Annotated in this window: 17 protein-coding genes; 2 read left to right on the forward strand and 15 right to left on the reverse strand. The window is 59.1% G+C overall.

The genetic code is table 11. The features are described 5' to 3' along the window. Positions 1-85: 85 nt before the first annotated feature. From thiO to U6037_RS24845, 7 genes are read right to left on the reverse strand one after another with little or no spacing between them, the layout of a single operon-like run. Positions 86-1,186, reverse strand: coding sequence for a glycine oxidase ThiO (gene thiO / locus U6037_RS24815; protein ID WP_322844851.1), 1,101 nt, complete (start codon positions 1,184-1,186; stop codon positions 86-88). A gap of 58 nt (positions 1,187-1,244) precedes the next feature. Next, positions 1,245-1,646 carry a type IV pilin protein gene (locus tag U6037_RS24820; protein ID WP_322844852.1) on the reverse strand — a complete coding sequence of 134 codons (402 nt, stop codon included), beginning with the start codon at positions 1,644-1,646 and terminating at the stop codon, positions 1,245-1,247. A gap of 15 nt (positions 1,647-1,661) precedes the next feature. After that, a complete protein-coding gene (locus U6037_RS24825; RefSeq protein WP_322844853.1) occupies positions 1,662-4,745 on the reverse strand; it encodes a pilus assembly protein in 3,084 nt (1,027 codons plus the stop codon). Next, positions 4,732-5,211 carry a pilus assembly PilX family protein gene (locus U6037_RS24830; RefSeq protein ID WP_322844854.1) on the reverse strand — a complete coding sequence of 160 codons (480 nt, stop codon included), beginning with the start codon at positions 5,209-5,211 and terminating at the stop codon, positions 4,732-4,734. Before U6037_RS24830 ends, U6037_RS24825 begins: the two co-directional genes overlap by 14 nt. 11 nt (positions 5,212-5,222) lie before the next feature. After that, a complete protein-coding gene (locus U6037_RS24835) occupies positions 5,223-5,936 on the reverse strand; it encodes a PilW family protein (protein ID WP_064118723.1) in 714 nt (237 codons plus the stop codon). After that, positions 5,933-6,382, reverse strand: a complete 450-nt coding sequence (gene pilV / locus U6037_RS24840) for a type IV pilus modification protein PilV (protein WP_322844855.1) — start codon at positions 6,380-6,382, stop codon at positions 5,933-5,935. The genes U6037_RS24835 and pilV overlap by 4 nt, the downstream gene beginning before the upstream one ends. Continuing rightward, positions 6,379-6,852 carry a GspH/FimT family pseudopilin gene (locus tag U6037_RS24845; protein WP_322844856.1) on the reverse strand — a complete coding sequence of 158 codons (474 nt, stop codon included), beginning with the start codon at positions 6,850-6,852 and terminating at the stop codon, positions 6,379-6,381. The genes pilV and U6037_RS24845 overlap by 4 nt, the downstream gene beginning before the upstream one ends. Before the next feature lie 130 nt (positions 6,853-6,982). Between U6037_RS24845 and U6037_RS24850 the strand changes: the two genes are divergently transcribed. Beyond that, the gene (locus tag U6037_RS24850) at positions 6,983-7,537 is read left to right on the forward strand and encodes a GspH/FimT family pseudopilin (RefSeq protein WP_322844857.1); all 555 of its coding nucleotides are present in this window, start codon (positions 6,983-6,985) and stop codon (positions 7,535-7,537) included. Here U6037_RS24850 and ispH read toward each other — a convergent pair. From ispH to murJ, 6 genes are all read right to left on the reverse strand, one after another. Beyond that, positions 7,509-8,453, reverse strand: a complete 945-nt coding sequence (ispH, locus tag U6037_RS24855; RefSeq protein WP_322844858.1) for a 4-hydroxy-3-methylbut-2-enyl diphosphate reductase — start codon at positions 8,451-8,453, stop codon at positions 7,509-7,511. The genes U6037_RS24850 and ispH overlap by 29 nt on opposite strands. Before the next feature lie 153 nt (positions 8,454-8,606). After that, positions 8,607-9,044, reverse strand: a complete 438-nt coding sequence (gene fkpB, locus U6037_RS24860) for an FKBP-type peptidyl-prolyl cis-trans isomerase (RefSeq protein WP_322847363.1) — start codon at positions 9,042-9,044, stop codon at positions 8,607-8,609. A gap of 7 nt (positions 9,045-9,051) precedes the next feature. Beyond that, entirely contained in the window at positions 9,052-9,564 is a 513-nt protein-coding gene (gene lspA, locus U6037_RS24865; RefSeq protein WP_322844859.1) for a signal peptidase II, read from the reverse strand. Continuing rightward, positions 9,557-12,388, reverse strand: coding sequence for an isoleucine--tRNA ligase (ileS, locus tag U6037_RS24870; protein ID WP_322844860.1), 2,832 nt, complete (start codon positions 12,386-12,388; stop codon positions 9,557-9,559). Before ileS ends, lspA begins: the two co-directional genes overlap by 8 nt. Positions 12,389-12,401: 13 nt before the next feature. Then, positions 12,402-13,340, reverse strand: a complete 939-nt coding sequence (ribF, locus tag U6037_RS24875) for a bifunctional riboflavin kinase/FAD synthetase (protein WP_322844861.1) — start codon at positions 13,338-13,340, stop codon at positions 12,402-12,404. 129 nt (positions 13,341-13,469) lie between these two features. Further along, the gene (murJ, locus tag U6037_RS24880) at positions 13,470-15,008 is read right to left on the reverse strand and encodes a murein biosynthesis integral membrane protein MurJ (RefSeq protein WP_322844862.1); all 1,539 of its coding nucleotides are present in this window, start codon (positions 15,006-15,008) and stop codon (positions 13,470-13,472) included. A 252-nt stretch (positions 15,009-15,260) separates the two neighbouring features. Here murJ and rpsT point away from each other — a divergent pair, with 252 nt between their 5' ends. After that, entirely contained in the window at positions 15,261-15,533 is a 273-nt protein-coding gene (gene rpsT, locus U6037_RS24885; RefSeq protein ID WP_003228351.1) for a 30S ribosomal protein S20, read from the forward strand. A 182-nt stretch (positions 15,534-15,715) separates the two neighbouring features. On the opposite strand, the gene U6037_RS24890 is transcribed toward rpsT, so the two are convergent. Both U6037_RS24890 and proB read right to left on the reverse strand, forming a co-directional pair. Further along, entirely contained in the window at positions 15,716-16,183 is a 468-nt protein-coding gene (locus tag U6037_RS24890; protein ID WP_102900531.1) for a CreA family protein, read from the reverse strand. Between the two features lie 10 nt (positions 16,184-16,193). Continuing rightward, positions 16,194-17,312: a glutamate 5-kinase gene (proB, locus tag U6037_RS24895; protein WP_322844863.1), complete on the reverse strand. Its 1,119-nt coding sequence runs from the start codon at positions 17,310-17,312 to the stop codon at positions 16,194-16,196. Positions 17,313-17,382 lie beyond the last annotated feature (70 nt).

The raw sequence follows: 17,382 nt of genomic DNA on the forward strand, positions 1-17,382 counted from the left end.
ATTGGATTTTGTGAACGACAAAGATCAACTGTGGGAGCGAGCCTGCTCGCGGAAGCGGCCTGCCAGGCACCAGAGAAATATCTGACTAAATGCGGCCTTCCGGTGCATACGGCGCCGGATCAATAATCGGCGCCCTTCCCATCATCACATCGGCAAACAACTGGCACGACGCCGGCGCCAGCACCAGCCCATTGCGGTAATGCCCGCAGTTCAACCACAACCCGTCAAACCCCGGCACCCGACCAATGTACGGAATGCCCTCCGGCGACCCCGGCCGCAACCCTGCCCAGTGCCCGACCACTTCGGCATCGGCCAACGCTGGCAATAACTCCACTGCCGAAGCCTTGAGACTTTCCAGCGCGACATCGGTCGGCGTCTTGTCGTAGCCTTCGTGCTCCAGCGTGCTGCCAATCAGAATGTGGCCGTCGCGACGCGGGATCGCATAACGCCCCCTGGCCAAAACCATGCTCGGCAGAAAGTCCGCCGCGCATTTGTAGAGAATCATCTGCCCTTTGACCGGTTCGACCGGCAGCGTCAGGTCCAGCGTCTTGAGCAAATCACCGCTCCACGCACCGGCCGTCAGCACGACCTGATCACCTTCGATCACGCCGTTGGAGGTTTCGACGCCGACGACCTGCGCGCCCTCACGGACGAACCCGCTGACCTCGCACTGTTCGTGAATCGTCACGTTCGGCAGTGCCTGCAACGCCGCTTTCAGCGACTTGACCAGACGCGGATTGCGCACATTGGCGACATCCGCCATGTAAATCGCCCGGGAGAAACCGCCACCGAGCACCGGCACCGCATCATGCGCCGCCGAGATATCCACAGCCCGCAGCGGACGATTCTCTCGCTCGGCCCAGGCCAACGCTTCGACTTCATCGTCCAGATCGAGCCAGTACAGGCCGGTGGTGTGCACTTCAGGATCCACTCCAGTGTCAGCGAACAAGCGCTCGCCGAGCTGCGGATAAAAATCCTGCGACCAGTGCGCCAGCGCCGTGACTGCCGGGCTATAGCGCCACGGATACAGCGGCGAAACGATACCGCCGCCCGCCCAGGACGATTCCTGGCCGAGGTTCGAGCGATCGAGCAGCACCACGCTGCGCACTTCGGAGGCGAGATTGTAGGCGGTCAGCAGGCCAATCACCCCGCCACCGACAATCACCACTTGCTGTTGCCTGGTCATGTTTGTTCCAACCGTAAAAAAGACAGTGAGCGCAAAAGGCACTCGAAAAGAAAGCGCCTCAGCGGCCCCAGCAATCCTTGGTGGTCAGCCCGGTGGTCGCGTTGTTCATGCTGCGGACACCGGTGTTGGTCAGGGTGAAATCCCCGCACTTGTCGGTGGCCATGGACGTGCCGGTCTTGCGGGTCGCGGTCAGCATAAAGGTCTGGTCAGCGATGGTCGGGGTGAGGGTGTAGAAATCATTGCCCGTGCTGAGTCCGGTGATACCGGTGTAGACATTGTTCTTGGTGTAGAAACGCTCGAGGCTCTGCGCCTGCTCCGAAAGCAGCGACACCACTTCGGCGCGACGGCCCTTTTTCAGGTACTCGGTATAGCTCGGTGCGGCGATGGTGATGACGATCCCGATGATCGCAATCACGATCATGATTTCGATGAGGGTGAAACCTCGGTTGAATCTGCGCATGCCTCAAACTCTCGCTTACTGTATTTGTCGCCACATGATACGACGGCTGCCGCCACCGCCCTTTTCTACAACCACCGTGATGGTGCCGCTGCTGTCCGTCGTGAGCTTGCCTGTGCCGGCATTGATAATGGCGTTCAGGGTCGGAATGCCCCCGGTAAAAATCACACCGCTGGAAATAGTGTCGGAGCTGTTGACTACTCCATCGGTATTGGAGTCAATCACGGCGTAGTTGAGCATCTTACCGCTGAACGCATCGAGTTCGACCAGTTTGCCTGTACCAAAACTCGCACAAGGGTCAGTGGTATCGACACTCGCCGTGGTGAAGACGATACGACCCAGCACGATACTCGCCTGATTAATGACCCGCTCGCCAGTCAGCACGTTGTTATACACCAGCGGCAGATACCAGCCCTTCTCCCCCGGATAAGTCGTGTCATTTTGAGTTGTGGTCAGCAATTGCCCGGAGCTGCCGGAAAATGAACCGGTTATCGCCTGCGGCTGCAAACTGCTGACGGTGAGCTGTCCCGAACCCCCATCGGCATCCCACACCGAGTAAAACGCCTGCAAATCCTTGTTGGTCTTGTCTGCAGTTTCGTTGAATTTACCGGTACCGACGAAAATCTGTTTGCCGCCCAATGAATTGTCCGCAAGCAATGGTTGCGCGGTGATCGGCTGACTCGCGCCGCCTGCCGTGGTGAACAGCGGTTTGCCGGAAAACGCCACGCCCCAGCTGTCAGGCGCACTAGCACTCAGGTCGAACTTCCACAATCGCCCTCTCAAGTCACCGCCATAGGCAGCCTGCACCACATTTTGCGAATTGACCTTGAGCTTCACCGACGACAGACCGTTAGTGGTTTCCGAACTGTCGATTACGATTTTCTTGATCAACGAACCATCGCGTACATCCAGCACGTACAACGCCGCCACACCGGAGTTGCTGCCGTAACCGTTGGAAATGAACGCCGCCCAGCGACCATCGGCCAAGCGTGCCACTTCCGGCCGGGCGTAGGCATAACCTAGATCATTGAAAACATTAGCGGTGTTCGCGGTCGTTGGTCCACTCACTTCCCACAGCGCACGCATTACGTTGCCAGCCGAAGCGTCGAACAGTTGCAGCGCATAGAACGTCTTACCGCCGGCGCCGGTACCGCCGATGGCCAAGGTTTTCCAAGCGCTGTTGAATTGCGCGTCATAAACCCCGACCTGGCCATCGACCAGAAACTTGTGGCTGACACCGTTGATGTAGGTTGGATCGGCAATCAGCCGCAGCGACGGCAATACACTCGACGGCATATAACCGTAACGCCGGGTGCCGTTGGCCGAGTTGATCACGTTGACGAAACCGTCGTTGGCATTTACCACCAGGCTTGCATTCATGTTCGCCGCTTTAGTGGTCAGATAGGAGGTGTAAGAGGTATCGCCCGACAGGTCTGAGGCGGTTTTATCGGTAGGTGAAGCCAGCACCAATGGCGAATTGATAATGTCGCCCAATAACACGCTACGTGACTTGAGCCCGGTTTTGTTGGTGCCCTTGCTCCACTCCACCAGGTCGATCCCGGTAATGCCGGTGGGCAGGCCCTGACTCAGCGTGGCCTGCTGTGCGGCGGAAAAATTTCCGTAGGCCAGCGTCACGGCGGCATTGCTTGCGGTGTTCCAGGATTGATAGGTCGGTGCAGTCGCACCTGGCACGATTGTCGTGTCAGTGTTCCAGAGTGCTGTCGATGTATTAACGGTTCCGGTCGAGGTAAAGCCGAATGATTTGATCGTGCCGCGCCAGTCCCTGGGATCGTAAGTGGTCTGATAAAAACTACTGCCACTGCTGGTCGTTGTCCCACTGACGGTGCCCGCCCCGCCGGAACCGGCCTTGGAGGTGATATCACTCAACGCCGACGACAACGCGGCGTTGAGGCCGGTGCTGTCAGTCGCCTGGTAATACCTGCCCTGTCCGTAACTGGCCGCGTCCGACAGCATGTCGTTATCGGCGGTGAAGCCCACGGTGTAGGTATTCATATTCTGCTTGGGAAAATCCACCGCGTTCCAGCTCTTGCCCGCCGCGTCAGTACCGGTCGAACGCATGTCGATATCGAAGGCAAACTTGGCGATGTCATCCAGATACAGCGTATCCCCTTCACCATCACCGTTCAGGTTGTTGCCGTCGTTGTTGACGCCGTCCCAGTTCGGCAAACGACTGCCGCCCAATGGGTCATTGGTGGGGAAAGTACGGTCGAAGGTCGGCAAGCCGTCGGTGATCACCACTCCATAGTTTTTCTGGCAGCGGTACTGAATCGGGCTGGTGTAGGTACTCGGCGTGGTGTTGTAGTACGGCGCCATACCGCGCATATAGCGGGTGATTTCGTAATAGGTTTCCGCCAACGGCGTGTTGGCCACGGCGCTCAAGCCGTTGATGGAAGAGATCAGTGCGTTGTAATTCGTGTCGGCCTGAGCTTGAGTCACGCTGCCGGACACCGGCGACAAATCGCTGATCGCACGGGCAATGAAACCGCCATTGCCGGAGTTGTTGCTGGTAGCCGGATTGAATGTCGACAGGCCGATACGCAACGTGCGGTTACTGCTGACCAATGCCGTGGAGACGTTGCGCGCGACGTTGATGCGGTAGTCGTTAGGAATCGCCCCGGTGGTGAAATCGCGCGTGCCATTGTTAATGGCCAGGCCGACCACATAGGAGATGTAATCCCCGGAATAACGCGTGTTGCCGCTGCCCACCGGATCCGGCAGTTTCAGGCACAACGGCGCCAGGCTGTTGTTATAGAACGCATAGGCACCGCCGGAGCACCCGGAGGTTGGCAGGCTCGACAGAAATATCGTGTCGCCGGTGATCGTCGCCGAACTCAAACACAAGCCGAGCAATGCGTTGCACTGCCGCGCCGGCGTGCGGTCAGCCGTGGGGTCGAATCCAGCCGCATAAATGATGCTGTTCATGCTCCCTGAGTCGTCGATCAGCAGCATGACATTGGGTGGCACCGCTGCCGCACTCAACAGCGGCGAATCAGACGGCGTAAATGCGTAGGCCGGAGACACCAGATACAAGCTCAGCAACATGCCGAGCAACAGCGATCCACACCGCTCAATACTTCGCATAGACACTCTCCACCACACTGCGCGAAGTGCCGGCGATACCAACGGCGGTGACCCGATACAACGTCGCCGAAGTGTTACTCGGTACGTTCACTGCCGTGAGCGTGGTGCCAATATTCTGCACACCATAGAAGCCATTACCGGAAGCGATCCACGTCACACCCGAAGTTGAATTCAGCCCCGCTGCACTGACCACCGATGATTCCGCCGGCGGTGCGCATTGCGTCGTGCCACTGCACACCGCCAAGGTGTAGGTATCAAGCTGAACCGCACTCTCCCCGACCCGTAACGCCGCCTCGGCAGTTTGAAACGACTGATTACGCAGACTCACGCTACCGGCCATTTTTTCCTGCAGATTGGCACTCTGCATCGACGACAGGCCGATCAGCGTCAGCAACAACAGAAACACCAGACTGACCAGCAACGCCATGCCGCGTTGAGCTTGCCGGTCATGAAGAAAGATCCGCATCACCCCGGCCCTCACTGCAAGCGGTTGCGCAAAGCGGCAACCACGTTGAAGGTTTGCGTGGCGACCCGGCTGTTGGGGTCGGTGAGAGTCAGGCTCAGGCGCACACTGCGAATGCGTGCCGGATCACTCGGGTTGGCGCTGTAGGTCGAGGCCGCCACATCCGTCGCGGAACTGGCCAGACCGAACGTGACGTTGAAAGCACTGACGTTGTTCACAAGCACCTGCTGGGTCGGCGTGCCGCTGCCGGTGCCCATGAGAATCTGGTTGTTGCTGAAGCTGTAGATCAGACGCCGGATCGGGAAGGCAATCTGCCCGCTCGCCGCCGCTCGTAACCCCGTATACGCCGTGGCGCTGTTGCGGCAATCGGAAACCACCGTCCAGGTCGGCGTGCCGCCGCCGCTGCCAATATCGGCGGTGACCAGCGTCAGTTTCAGGTTGGCGTTGTCCCAGTTGATCGGCGCTATCTGCGCCGCATTGAAATCCCCCGCCGAGCTGGAGTCCGTAATGGTGCCGAGACATCCGAACATCCCGACCATGCGAATTTCCTGAATCATTTTACTCAGCACAAAACGCGCGTCTTCCTGCATCGCCGCCGCGCTGTTCTGGCTGACGTAGGTATTTTTCGCCGCGATGAAAATCTGCACGACCCCCAGCACAATGATCAAGCCCAGTGCGAGGGCAATGAGCAACTCGATCAAGCCGAAACCCCGCTGATGGCGCGTCATGGCGTAGCCACCGGATCAACCGCAGCGCGGCTGGTCAGGACAAAACTGCGTTGAGCACTGGCGGTGTTGGCTGCCCGTGCGTCGCTCCAGTTGATGGTGATGGTGTAGACCCGCTGATTGAGGGTGATGCTGCCAGTCGCGGTCGGTCCACCGAAGTTGATGATGTTGGTGGCGAAGTCGTAGAGGTCCTGATCGCGGGCGACACCCAGATTGCCCGAGGTCGGCGGTGTGACGGTGTAGTCGGCGCCGGAGTTGGCGCGGATGCGGTCCATCATGTCGTAGGCGATGAAACTGGCCTGACTGGTCATCCGTGAACTGTCGGTGTACTTCAGCGCATTCAGTTGCACCGCCGCCGCCCCCAACAGCCCGACCGTCAGAATCAGTAACGCGACCAGCACCTCGATCAGCGTCATACCCTGCTGTATGTGTTGACTCCCTGCCCTCATCCGCAAGTTCCACCCAATTGAATTCGTCCGTTCAAACACACGTTCAGCGTCCTGCTTTGCGTTCCCAGCGTGTAACTGATGAGCACTGCCGTCGACGGTGCCGCCAGACCGCCAAGGTTGTTGAAATCCAGTGCGGTCACTCCTGAGGGTAGCGTCAGAGTCGCGCCGCTGCTCATCGCGGGAACAACCCGCAACACATTGGCCGGGGTGCCGGTACTGTCGTAGACCGATAACTCACCGGTCCAGACACTGCCACCGGCGGTCGGGCGCAGGCGCAGGGTGGTGCCACGGTCGATGGCCTCGAGCCTGGCGAAATTGATCGCCCGTTGCAGATCGCCCATCTCGGTATCAGCCTTGCTGCCCTGTATGGATCGGGTGAACGCAGGCACGGCCAAAGTGATCAGGATCACGAAGATCGCAAGCGCGACCAACAACTCGATCAGCGTGAAACCTTTTGTACGAAGATCCATCGATGCCCTCCGTTGCCGTCGGCTATACCTGCTTCTACACGCTAGAACATTCAACCGACCCGCGTCGGTTGATTTGCCCTGCCCGGCGCACGGAGCGCGCCGTTCATCACACGCCACGGAGGGATTTTTTATGCCGCAACAGGGTTTCAGCCTGATCGAACTGCTTATGGGACTGGCGATTGGCGCAATTGTTCTGCTGCTGGTCAGTCCAGCGTTTGCCACGCTCAGAGAATCGAACCATCGGGATCAGGCGGCGCAATCTTTGCTCGATGGCCTGCGCAACGCTCGCACCCAAGCCATCACGCGCAATCAGAGCGTGGTGATTCATGGCATCAACGGTGACTGGAGTCAGGGCTGGCGGATCATTCTGGATATCAGCGGCAAGGGGCCGAAAGACAGCAACAATCCGCTGCTACAAGAAAGTGTGAGCGACACGCAGGTGCCGATTGTCGGCAATTGGTCGGTAAGTCGTTACGTACGCTTCAGCAGTCTGGGGCAACCACTGATGCCCGGGCGGGCGTTTCAGGCAGGGACACTTCATGTCTGCTCGGCTCGCGAGCCGGTCAGTCAGCGCCAGATAGTGCTGGCGGCGACCGGTCGCGTGCGCCTGGCCAGCGAAAAAGCTGAGCAGGCACTGTGTCAAAAAAACAGAAGTGTCAGATCGAACGCACGCGCAACTCTTTAGGCATCGAGAAGGTGATGTTCTCTTCACGCCCGGCCAGTTCGTCGGCACCGGTTGCGCCCCAGGCCTGCAATTGCTGAATCACACCGCGCACCAATACTTCCGGTGCGGAGGCGCCGGCAGTGATGCCGATGCGCTCAACGCCATCGAACCAGCTCTTCTGCATGTCTTCAGCGCCGTCGATCAGGTAGGCCGGTGTGGCCATGCGCTCGGCAAGTTCACGCAAGCGGTTGGAGTTGGAACTGTTCGGGCTGCCAACCACCAATACAACGTCGCATTCGTCAGCCAGTTGCTTGACCGCGTCCTGACGGTTTTGCGTGGCGTAGCAAATGTCATCCTTGCGCGGGCCACCAATGGCGGGGAAGCGTGTGCGCAGGGCATCGATGACGCGACTGGTGTCGTCCATCGACAGCGTGGTCTGGGTGACGAAGGCCAGTTTTTCCGGGTTACGCACCTGCAATTCGGCCACGTCTTTTTCGTCTTCGACGAGGTAGATCGCGCCGCCATTGCTGGCGTCGTACTGGCCCATGGTGCCTTCGACTTCCGGATGACCGGCGTGGCCGATCAGGATGCATTCGCGACCGTCGCGGCTGTATTTCGCCACTTCGATGTGCACCTTGGTGACCAGCGGGCAGGTGGCGTCGAAGACTTTCAGGCCACGGCCAGCGGCTTCGGTACGTACGGCCTGGGAGACACCGTGGGCACTGAAGATCACGATGACGTCATCCGGCACCTGATCCAGTTCTTCGACGAAAATCGCCCCGCGACTGCGCAGGTCTTCGACGACGAACTTGTTGTGCACCACTTCATGACGCACGTAGATCGGCGGCCCGAAAACTTCCAGGGCGCGGTTGACGATTTCGATCGCCCGGTCCACGCCGGCGCAGAAGCCACGGGGGTTGGCGAGTTTGATTTGCATGCTGTGCCTCGTGTCTTGCGCGCGAAAAAACAATGAATAACTACTGTGGGAGGGAGCGTGCTTGCGAAGGGGGTATCACCTGCAACATCTCTGTTAGCTGACACACCGCTTTCGCGAACAAGCTCGCTCCCACATTTGACCTTATACAGTCAGTTACAGCGCTTTGACGGAAATGATTTCCACGTCAAAGGTCAGCGTCTTGCCCGACAGCGGGTGGTTGAAGTCGATGGTCACTTGCGCGTCGTCGAAATCTTTCACCACACCCGGCAGCTCAGTATTGGCCGCATCGTTGAAGATCACCAGCAAACCCGGTGACAACTCCATGTCGACGAACTGCGAACGCGGGATGATCTGCACGTTCTGCGGGTTCGGCTGGCCGAAAGCGTTTTCCGGCTCGACGGTCAGCGTGCGCTTGTCGCCGGCCTTGAAGCCGAACAGCGCCGCTTCGAAACCCGGCAGCAGGTTGCCATCACCGACCTTGAAGGTCGCCGGGGCTTTGTCGAACGTACTGTCGACGGTGTCGCCGTTCTCCAGGCGCAATGCAAAGTGCAAAGTGACTTCCGTGTTCTGGCCAATGCGTTGCTCAGCCAATACCTGATCAGTCATGAACGGCCTCTTCGGTTTTCTTGGATTTGAACATGTCCAGTGCCAGCATCACCGCGCCAACGGTAATCGCGCTGTCGGCGAAGTTGAACGCCGGGAAGTACCAGCGGTTCTGCCAGTGCACCAGAATGAAATCGATCACATGGCCCAGGGCAATGCGGTCGTACAGATTGCCCAGCGCACCGCCCAATACCAGCGCCAGCGCGATGGCCAGCCAGGTTTCGTTGCGCCCCAGGCGCTTGAGCCAGACCACCAGCACCGCACTAACCACGATCGCGATCAGGGCGAACAGCCAGCGCTGCCAGCCGGAGCTGTCAGCCAGAAAGCTGAAGGCAGCGCCGGTGTTGTAGGCCAGGGTCCAGCTGAAGTAATCGGGAATGATCACGATCTGCTGGAACATTTCGAGCTTGCCTTCGAAGTAGAACTTGCTGGCCTGGTCGATGACCAGAACCAGCAAACTCAACCACAGCCAGCTCAACCGTCCGAAACGGCCAACGGCATTAGGCATAGTGACGAACCTCGCCAGCGCCGCTGATGTTGTCGACGCAACGGCCGCAGATTTCCGGATGCTCCGGGTTCACGCCAACGTCTTCACGGCAGTGCCAGCAACGCGCGCATTTCGGGAAGGCCGACTTGACGATCTTCAGCTTCAGGCCGCTGACTTCAGTCACTACCGCATCGGCCGGAGCCTGTACAAACGGCGCAACACTGGCGGTCGAGGTGATCAGAACAAAGCGCAGCTCGTTGCTCAGCTTGGCCAGATCGGCGCTCAGGGCGTCTTCGGCGTACAGCGTCACTTCGGCTTGCAGGTTGCCACCGACGGCCTTGGCCGCGCGCTGGATTTCCATTTCTTTGTTGACCGCTACTTTGACCGCCATTACGCGCTCCCAGTAGTCGCGGCCCAGTTCAACGTCGGCCGGCAGTTCGGTCAGACCTTCGTACCAGGTATTGAGCATCACCGATTCGTTGCGCTCGCCCGGCAGGTACTCCCACAGTTCGTCGGCGGTGAAAGCGAGGATCGGCGCGATCCAGCGCACCAGCGCTTCGGAGATGTGGAACAGCGCGGTTTGCGCCGAACGGCGGGCCTTGCTGTTGGCGCCAGTGGTGTACTGACGATCCTTGATGATGTCGAGGTAGAAACCACCCAGCTCCTGCACGCAGAAGTTGTGGATCTTCGAGTAGACGTTCCAGAAACGGTATTCGCCGTAGTGCTCTTGCAGCTCACGTTGCAGCAGCAAGGTGCGGTCGACCGCCCAACGATCCAGCGCGAGCATTTCTTCAGCCGGCAGGATGTCGGTGGCCGGGTTGAAACCGCTGAGGTTCGAGAGCAGGAAACGCGCGGTGTTACGGATACGACGATAGGCGTCCGCGCTGCGCTGCAGGATCTGGTCGGAAACCGCCATCTCGCCGGAGTAGTCAGTCGAAGCCACCCACAGACGCATGATGTCGGCGCCCAGGGTGTCGTTGACCTTCTGCGGCGCGATCACGTTGCCCAGCGATTTGGACATCTTGCGGCCGGCTTCGTCGACGGTGAAACCGTGCGTCAGCAGTTCGCGATACGGCGCGTGATTGTCGATGGCGCAACCGGTCAGCAGCGACGAATGGAACCAGCCACGGTGTTGGTCAGAACCTTCCAGATACAGATCGGCGCGCGGGCCGGTCTCGTGACCCATCGGGTGCGAACCGCGCAGGACGTGCCAGTGCGTGGTGCCCGAATCGAACCAGACGTCGAGGGTATCGCTGATCTTGTCGTACAGCGGCGCTTCGTCGCCGAGCAGCTCGGCAGCGTCCATTTTGAACCAGGCTTCGATGCCTTCGACTTCAACGCGTTTGGCGACTTCTTCCATCAGCTCAACGGTGCGCGGGTGCAGTTCGCCGCTTTCCTTGTTCAGGAAGAACGGGATCGGCACGCCCCAGTTGCGCTGACGCGAGATGCACCAGTCCGGACGGTTGGCGATCATCGAGTGCAGACGCGCCTGGCCCCAGGCCGGGACGAACTTGGTGTCTTCGATGGCTTTGAGCGAGCGCACACGCAGGGTGTCGCCACTGGTTGGCTCTTTGTCCATGCCGATGAACCACTGCGCAGTCGCGCGGTAGATCAGCGGGGTCTTGTGACGCCAGCAGTGCATGTAGCTGTGTTCGATGACGGTGGTGTGCATCAGCGCACCGACTTCGGTCAGCTTGTCGACGATGGCCGGGTTGGCCTTCCAGATGAACTGGCCGCCGAAGAATTCCAGCGATGGCACGTACACGCCGTTGCTCTGCACTGGATTGAGGATGTCATCGTTGACCATGCCGTACTTCTTGCAGGTCACGAAGTCGTCCACGCCGTAGGCCGGAGCGGAGTGAACCACGCCAGTGCCAGCGCCCAGTTCGACGTAGTCAGCCAGGTACACCGGCGACAGACGGTCATAGAACGGGTGGCGGAAGTTGATCAGCTCAAGTTCTTTACCGGTGGTGGTCGCGATGACCGAGCCTTCAACGCCATAGCGCGCCAGGCAGGCTTCAACCAGCTCTTCAGCCAGCACCAGCAGCTTGTCGCCGACATCAACCAGCGCGTAGTTGAATTCCGGGTGCACGTTCAAAGCCTGGTTGGCCGGAATGGTCCACGGGGTGGTGGTCCAGATCACGATCGACGCCGGTTTGCTCAACGATGGCAGACCGAACGCGGCAGCCAGTTTGGCTTCGTCAGCGATCGGGAAGGCGACGTCGATGGTCGAGGACTTCTTGTTCTCGTACTCGACTTCCGCTTCAGCCAAGGCCGAACCGCAGTCGAAGCACCAGTTCACCGGCTTGAGGCCCTTGAACACGAAACCGCCCTTGACGATCTCAGCGAGGGCGCGGATTTCGCCGGCCTCGTTCTTGAAATCCATGGTCTTGTACGGGTTGGCCCAATCGCCCAACACGCCGAGGCGGATGAATTCGGACTTCTGCCCTTCGATCTGCTCGGTGGCGTAGGCACGGCACAGCTCGCGGGTCTTGTCCGCGCCGAGGTTCTTGCCGTGGGTCACTTCAACCTTGTGTTCGATCGGTAGGCCGTGGCAGTCCCAACCCGGGACGTACGGCGCGTCGAAACCCGACAGGGTTTTCGAGCGAATGATCATGTCCTTGAGAATCTTGTTCAGTGCGTGACCGATGTGGATCGTGCCGTTGGCATACGGAGGGCCGTCATGCAGAACGAACTTCGGACGATCCTTGCCAATCTCGCGCAACTTTCCGTACAGGCCAATACTGTCCCAGCGCTGCAGAATCTGCGGTTCGCGCTGTGGCAGGCCGGCCTTCATTGGGAAGGCGGTGTCCGGAAGGTTAAGCGTGGCTTTATAGTCGGTCATTTAAGGCTCTTCATTAGCGATGGGCGCTAGGTGCGGCTAGTGCACGGGCGGTGGCGACATCCGCATTGATCGCCGTTTTCAATGCCTCCAGGGAGGCGAAGCGCTGCTCTTCACGCAGCTTTTGGTGGAAAACCACCGTCAAACGCCGGTCATACAGATCGCCGGCAAAATCTAAAAGATGGACTTCAAGGTGGGCCTTGCCATCACCTTGTACCGTGGGCCGCACGCCGATATTGGCGACGCCGGGCCAGGTCTTGCCGTCGATATCGACATCCACCAGGTACACCCCGGTGAACGGCACGCGACGACGCTTGAGTTGAATATTGGCAGTCGGCGTACCGAGTTGCCGGGCCAGCTTCTGACCGTGCAGCACGCGACCGGCAATGCGGTACGGGCGGCCGAGCAAACGTTCGGCCAAGACAAAATCGGCGGCGGCCAAGGCGTTGCGCACCTGCGTGCTGCTGACGCGAATGCCGTCCAGCTCGACGGTTTGCGCCGCTTCCACGGTAAAACCGTGCATCTGCCCGGCCTGCAACAGGAAGTCGAAATCACCTAGGCGATCACAACCGAAGCGGAAATCGTCACCGACCTCCAGATGCTGCACGCCGAGGCCATCCACCAGGATGGTATCGACGAACTCACTGGCGCTGAGCTTGCTCAAGCGCTGGTTGAATGCCAGGCATAAAACCCGGTCAACGCCTTCAGCAGCCAGCAGTTGCAGCTTGTCGCGCAACCGCGCCAGACGCGCCGGCGCGGTCTCGGGGGCGAAGAATTCCCGTGGCTGCGGCTCGAAAATCACCACGCAGCTGGGTACGCCCAACTCGAGCGCGCGCTCACGCAGTCGGGCCAGGATAGCCTGGTGACCACGGTGAACACCGTCAAAGTTGCCAATAGTGGCGACGCAGCCCCGATGCTGGGGGCGCAAGTTGTGGAGGCCTCGAACCAGCTGCATAACGCGCTTCTTGCTCATAAAGTGGTCGATTATAACCACACCCGACGGCCGACGACAGGCAACACCGTAACGCAAAGTGAACGAGCCGACAAAACTGCCGGCCCGCGCCCATCCATAAAGGGTAAAACCTTAGCTCAAGGCCTTGCGATTGAAGTCGCGCAGACGGAAACCGAGCAGCAGCAACATACCGAAATAGGACACCACACCCGCCGCAACCAATGCGCCCAGACGCAGGAAGCGCTCAAGCATGTGCCCCTGATCCCACGCTGGCATGAAATGCATGCCAACCAGCAACACTGCCGACATCACCGCCACTGCCACCACCAGCTTGAAGCCGAACCTGGCCCAACCCGGCTGCGGCTGATACATCTGCTGCTTGCGCAGTTGATAGAACAGCAATCCCGCGTTCAAGCAGGCGCCGGCACTGATTGCCAGGGCCAGGCCGGCGTGAGCCAGCGGACCAATCAGAACGAGATTGAACAGTTGAGTAACGACCAGCGTGAAGATTGCGATTTTTACTGGGGTCCGGATGTTCTGTTGCGCATAAAAGCCCGGTGCCAGCACCTTGATCACGATAATCCCTAGCAGGCCGACAGAATAAGCAATCAGCGCACGCTGGGTCATTTCGGCGTCGAAACCACTGAACTGACCGTACTGGAACAGCGACACGGTCAGCGGCTCAGCAAGAATCCCCAGCGCCAGCGAGCACGGCAGCACCAGAACGAAGCACAGGCGCAGCCCCCAATCGAGAATCCGCGAATATTCGTGGCGATCCTTGCTGGCATAGGTTTTCGCCAATGTCGGCAGCAGAATCGTCCCTAATGCCACGCCGAGTACGCCGGACGGCAATTCCATCAAACGGTCGGCGTAATACATCCACGACACCGAGCCTGCGACCAGAAACGAGGCGAAGATCGTGTTAATGATCAGCGAAATCTGGCTGACCGAGACGCCGAGAATCGCCGGCAGCATTTGTTTCATCACGCGCCAGACGCCGGTATCGCGCAGATTCAGGCGCGGCAGCACCAGCATGCCGATCTTTTTCAGGTGCGGCAGTTGATAGAGCAATTGCGCCAGACCACCGACCAGCACCGCCCATCCCAGCGCCATCACCGGCGGGTCAAAGTACGGCGTGAGAAACAGCGAAAACACGATCATGCTGACGTTGAGCAGAGTCGGCACGAAGGCCGGCACCGAGAAACGGTTCCAGGTATTGAGAATCGCGCCGGCCAGCGAGGACAGCGAGATGAGCAATATATAGGGGAAGGTCACCCGCAGCAGATCAGAGGTGAGCTGGAATTTTTCCGGCGTGTCGGTAAAGCCCGGAGCCGTTGCCCAGATCACCCAAGGCGCGGCGATCATGCCCAGCGCAGTCACTACCGCCAATACCAGCGTCAGTAAACCCGACACGTAAGCAATGAACGTACGCGTCGCTTCTTCACCCTTCTGGCTTTTGTATTCCGCAAGAATCGGCACAAAAGCCTGAGAAAAAGCGCCCTCGGCGAAGATCCTGCGCAGCAGATTAGGCAGTTTGAAGGCTATAAAGAAGGCGTCGGTCGCCATCCCGGCGCCGAATGTACGGGCAATGAGCGTGTCACGAACAAACCCCAAAACCCGGGAAAGCATCGTGATAGAGCTGACGGCGGCCAACGATTTGAGCAGATTCATTGAGGGAATTTGTGCCTGTCGATAAACAGCAGGCGAACAAAGCGCCTACTTGTGCGATACTCCGCGCCGCAGCAGCACAGAGCCAAAGCTCGCGAGTTTACAGGTCAAGCGCCGGAAATAAATATCCCGCCTCTTTATACCTACCACTTAGCGGAACGTTTCAAGTGCCCTTGACAAGACTTCAACTCATCGGCATGATTCGCGGCCTATTTTGTTTGCTATTTCCTAAAAAGTCTTTCGAGGAGCTCGACGGTGGCCAACTCACCTTCCGCCAAAAAACGTGCAAAACAGGCTGAGAAGCGTCGCAGCCACAACGCCAGCCTGCGTTCCATGGTTCGCACCTACATCAAGAATGTAGTTAAAGCCATCGACGCAAAAGACGCTGAAAAAGCTCAAGCTGCATACGTTCTGGCTGTGCCAGTTATCGACCGTATGGCCGATAAAGGCATCATCCACAAGAACAAGGCTGCTCGCCATAAGAGCCGTCTGAATGGCCACGTTAAAGCGCTGAAAGAAGCTGCTTAATCGACGTAGTCATTAAAAAACCGACCTTAGGGTCGGTTTTTTATTGCCTGTGATTTAACGAATCCAGCGCAAAAAAATGTAGGAGTGAGCCTGCTCGCGATAGCGGTGTCACAGTCAATAATTGCATCGACTGACACACCGCTATCGCGAGCAGGCTCACTCCTACAGTTTGTTTTGCGGTGTTATTGCTGCACGGGCACCCATGGAAGGATCGGGATCGCGGTCACGGCATTCTGCGGACTACCCTCGATCAAGCGGTCGCTGTAGACCAGATACACCAGCGTATTGCGCTTCTTGTCGAGGAACCGCACCACCTGCATGGTCTTGAACACCAGCGAAGTGCGCTCCTTGAACACCTCATCGCCATCCTTCAGATCACCCTTGAACTTGATCGGACCAACCTGGCGACAGGCAATCGAAGCCTCAGCGCGATCCTCAGCCAGACCCAGACCTCCCTTCACGCCGCCAGTCTTGGCGCGCGACAGGTAGCAGGTCACCCCCTCAACCTTCGGGTCATCGAATGCTTCGACGACGATCCGGTCATTCGGGCCGACGAATTTGAACACTGTCGACACCTGACCGATTTCTTCGGCCGAGGCCAGCAATGGCAGCGCCATCAGCAAGCCCAACAATCCTTTTGCTAAACGCATCGAGTTTTCCTTAGACCAGAATCAGGTTGTCACGGTGAACCAGTTCCGGCTCCGCCATATAACCGAGCAAACCGACAATCGCATCTGACGACTGACCGATGATTTTTTGTGCTTCCAGCGCGCTGTAGTTGGCCAGACCTCGGGCAATCTCACGACCATCCGACGCCACGCAGACGACCATTTCGCCTCGGCGGAAGCTGCCTTGAACCAGTTTGACACCGACTGGCAGCAAGCTTTTGTTGCCCTGGGACAGCGCCGACACCGCACCATCATCCAATACCAGCGTGCCACGGGTCTGCAGATGGCCGGCCAGCCACTGCTTGCGCGCTGCGAGCATGCCGCGCTCGGGTGACAGCAACGTACCAAGGCGCTCACCTGCCTTCAGACGATCCAGCACTCGCTCAAGACGCCCACCGACAATAATCGTGTGCGCACCGGAACGCGCCGCCAGTCGCGCGGCGCGCAGCTTGGTCTGCATGCCGCCGCGCCCCAGCGCACCACCTGTGCCGCCTGCCACCGCATCAAGGCTCGGATCATCGGCGCGCGCCTCGTAAATCATCTGCGCATCGGGGTTATTACGCGGATCAGCGTCGAACATGCCGTCGCGATCCGTGAGGATCACCAGCAGATCCGCCTCGACCAGGTTGGCCACCAGCGCCGCCAGAGTGTCGTTGTCGCCGAAACGGATTTCGTCGGTGACCACGGTGTCGTTTTCGTTGATGACCGGGATGACTTTCAGCTCGACCAGCGCGCGCAAGGTACTGCGAGCATTGAGGTAACGCTTGCGGTCGGACAGGTCGTCGTGGGTCAGGAGAATCTGCGCAGTGTGCCGGCCATGCTCGGCGAAGCTCGATTCCCACGCCTGCACCAGACCCATCTGACCAATAGCAGCGGCCGCCTGGAGCTCGTGCATCGCACTGGGTCGTGCGGTCCAGCCCAAACGACTCATGCCGGCTGCCACCGCTCCGGAGGACACCAGCACCAACTCGACGCCAGCCTCATGCAAGGCCACCATCTGCTCAACCCAGACACTCATTGCCGCGCGATCCAACCCTTTGCCATCGGCTGTCAGCAAAGCGCTGCCGATCTTCACGACCCAACGCTGCGCACCTGTCACCTTGCTCCGCATCATCTTCAACCTTAGCTTGAGGGCAGCGCGACCCAGCGCCGCCCATGACGTTATTTGTGACTTGCGATTT

It is taken from the genome of Pseudomonas sp. B33.4, from assembly GCF_034555375.1.
GTDB lineage: Bacteria > Pseudomonadota > Gammaproteobacteria > Pseudomonadales > Pseudomonadaceae > Aquipseudomonas.

Bases quoted from the DNA above. Each gene is read 5' to 3' on its own strand.
- thiO (WP_322844851.1), bottom strand. From the start codon at position 1,186: ATGACCAGGCAACAGCAAGTGGTGATTGTCGGTGGCGGGGTGATTGGC.
- U6037_RS24820 (WP_322844852.1), bottom strand. From the start codon at position 1,646: ATGCGCAGATTCAACCGAGGTTTCACCCTCATCGAAATCATGATCGTG.
- U6037_RS24825 (WP_322844853.1), bottom strand. From the start codon at position 4,745: ATGCGAAGTATTGAGCGGTGTGGATCGCTGTTGCTCGGCATGTTGCTG.
- U6037_RS24830 (WP_322844854.1), bottom strand. From the start codon at position 5,211: ATGCGGATCTTTCTTCATGACCGGCAAGCTCAACGCGGCATGGCGTTG.
- U6037_RS24835 (WP_064118723.1), bottom strand. From the start codon at position 5,936: ATGACGCGCCATCAGCGGGGTTTCGGCTTGATCGAGTTGCTCATTGCC.
- pilV (WP_322844855.1), bottom strand. From the start codon at position 6,382: ATGAGGGCAGGGAGTCAACACATACAGCAGGGTATGACGCTGATCGAG.
- U6037_RS24845 (WP_322844856.1), bottom strand. From the start codon at position 6,852: ATGGATCTTCGTACAAAAGGTTTCACGCTGATCGAGTTGTTGGTCGCG.
- U6037_RS24850 (WP_322844857.1), top strand. From the start codon at position 6,983: ATGCCGCAACAGGGTTTCAGCCTGATCGAACTGCTTATGGGACTGGCG.
- ispH (WP_322844858.1), bottom strand. From the start codon at position 8,453: ATGCAAATCAAACTCGCCAACCCCCGTGGCTTCTGCGCCGGCGTGGAC.
- lspA (WP_322844859.1), bottom strand. From the start codon at position 9,564: ATGCCTAATGCCGTTGGCCGTTTCGGACGGTTGAGCTGGCTGTGGTTG.
- ileS (WP_322844860.1), bottom strand. From the start codon at position 12,388: ATGACCGACTATAAAGCCACGCTTAACCTTCCGGACACCGCCTTCCCA.
- ribF (WP_322844861.1), bottom strand. From the start codon at position 13,340: ATGCAGCTGGTTCGAGGCCTCCACAACTTGCGCCCCCAGCATCGGGGC.
- murJ (WP_322844862.1), bottom strand. From the start codon at position 15,008: ATGAATCTGCTCAAATCGTTGGCCGCCGTCAGCTCTATCACGATGCTT.
- U6037_RS24890 (WP_102900531.1), bottom strand. From the start codon at position 16,183: ATGCGTTTAGCAAAAGGATTGTTGGGCTTGCTGATGGCGCTGCCATTG.
- proB (WP_322844863.1), bottom strand. From the start codon at position 17,312: ATGCGGAGCAAGGTGACAGGTGCGCAGCGTTGGGTCGTGAAGATCGGC.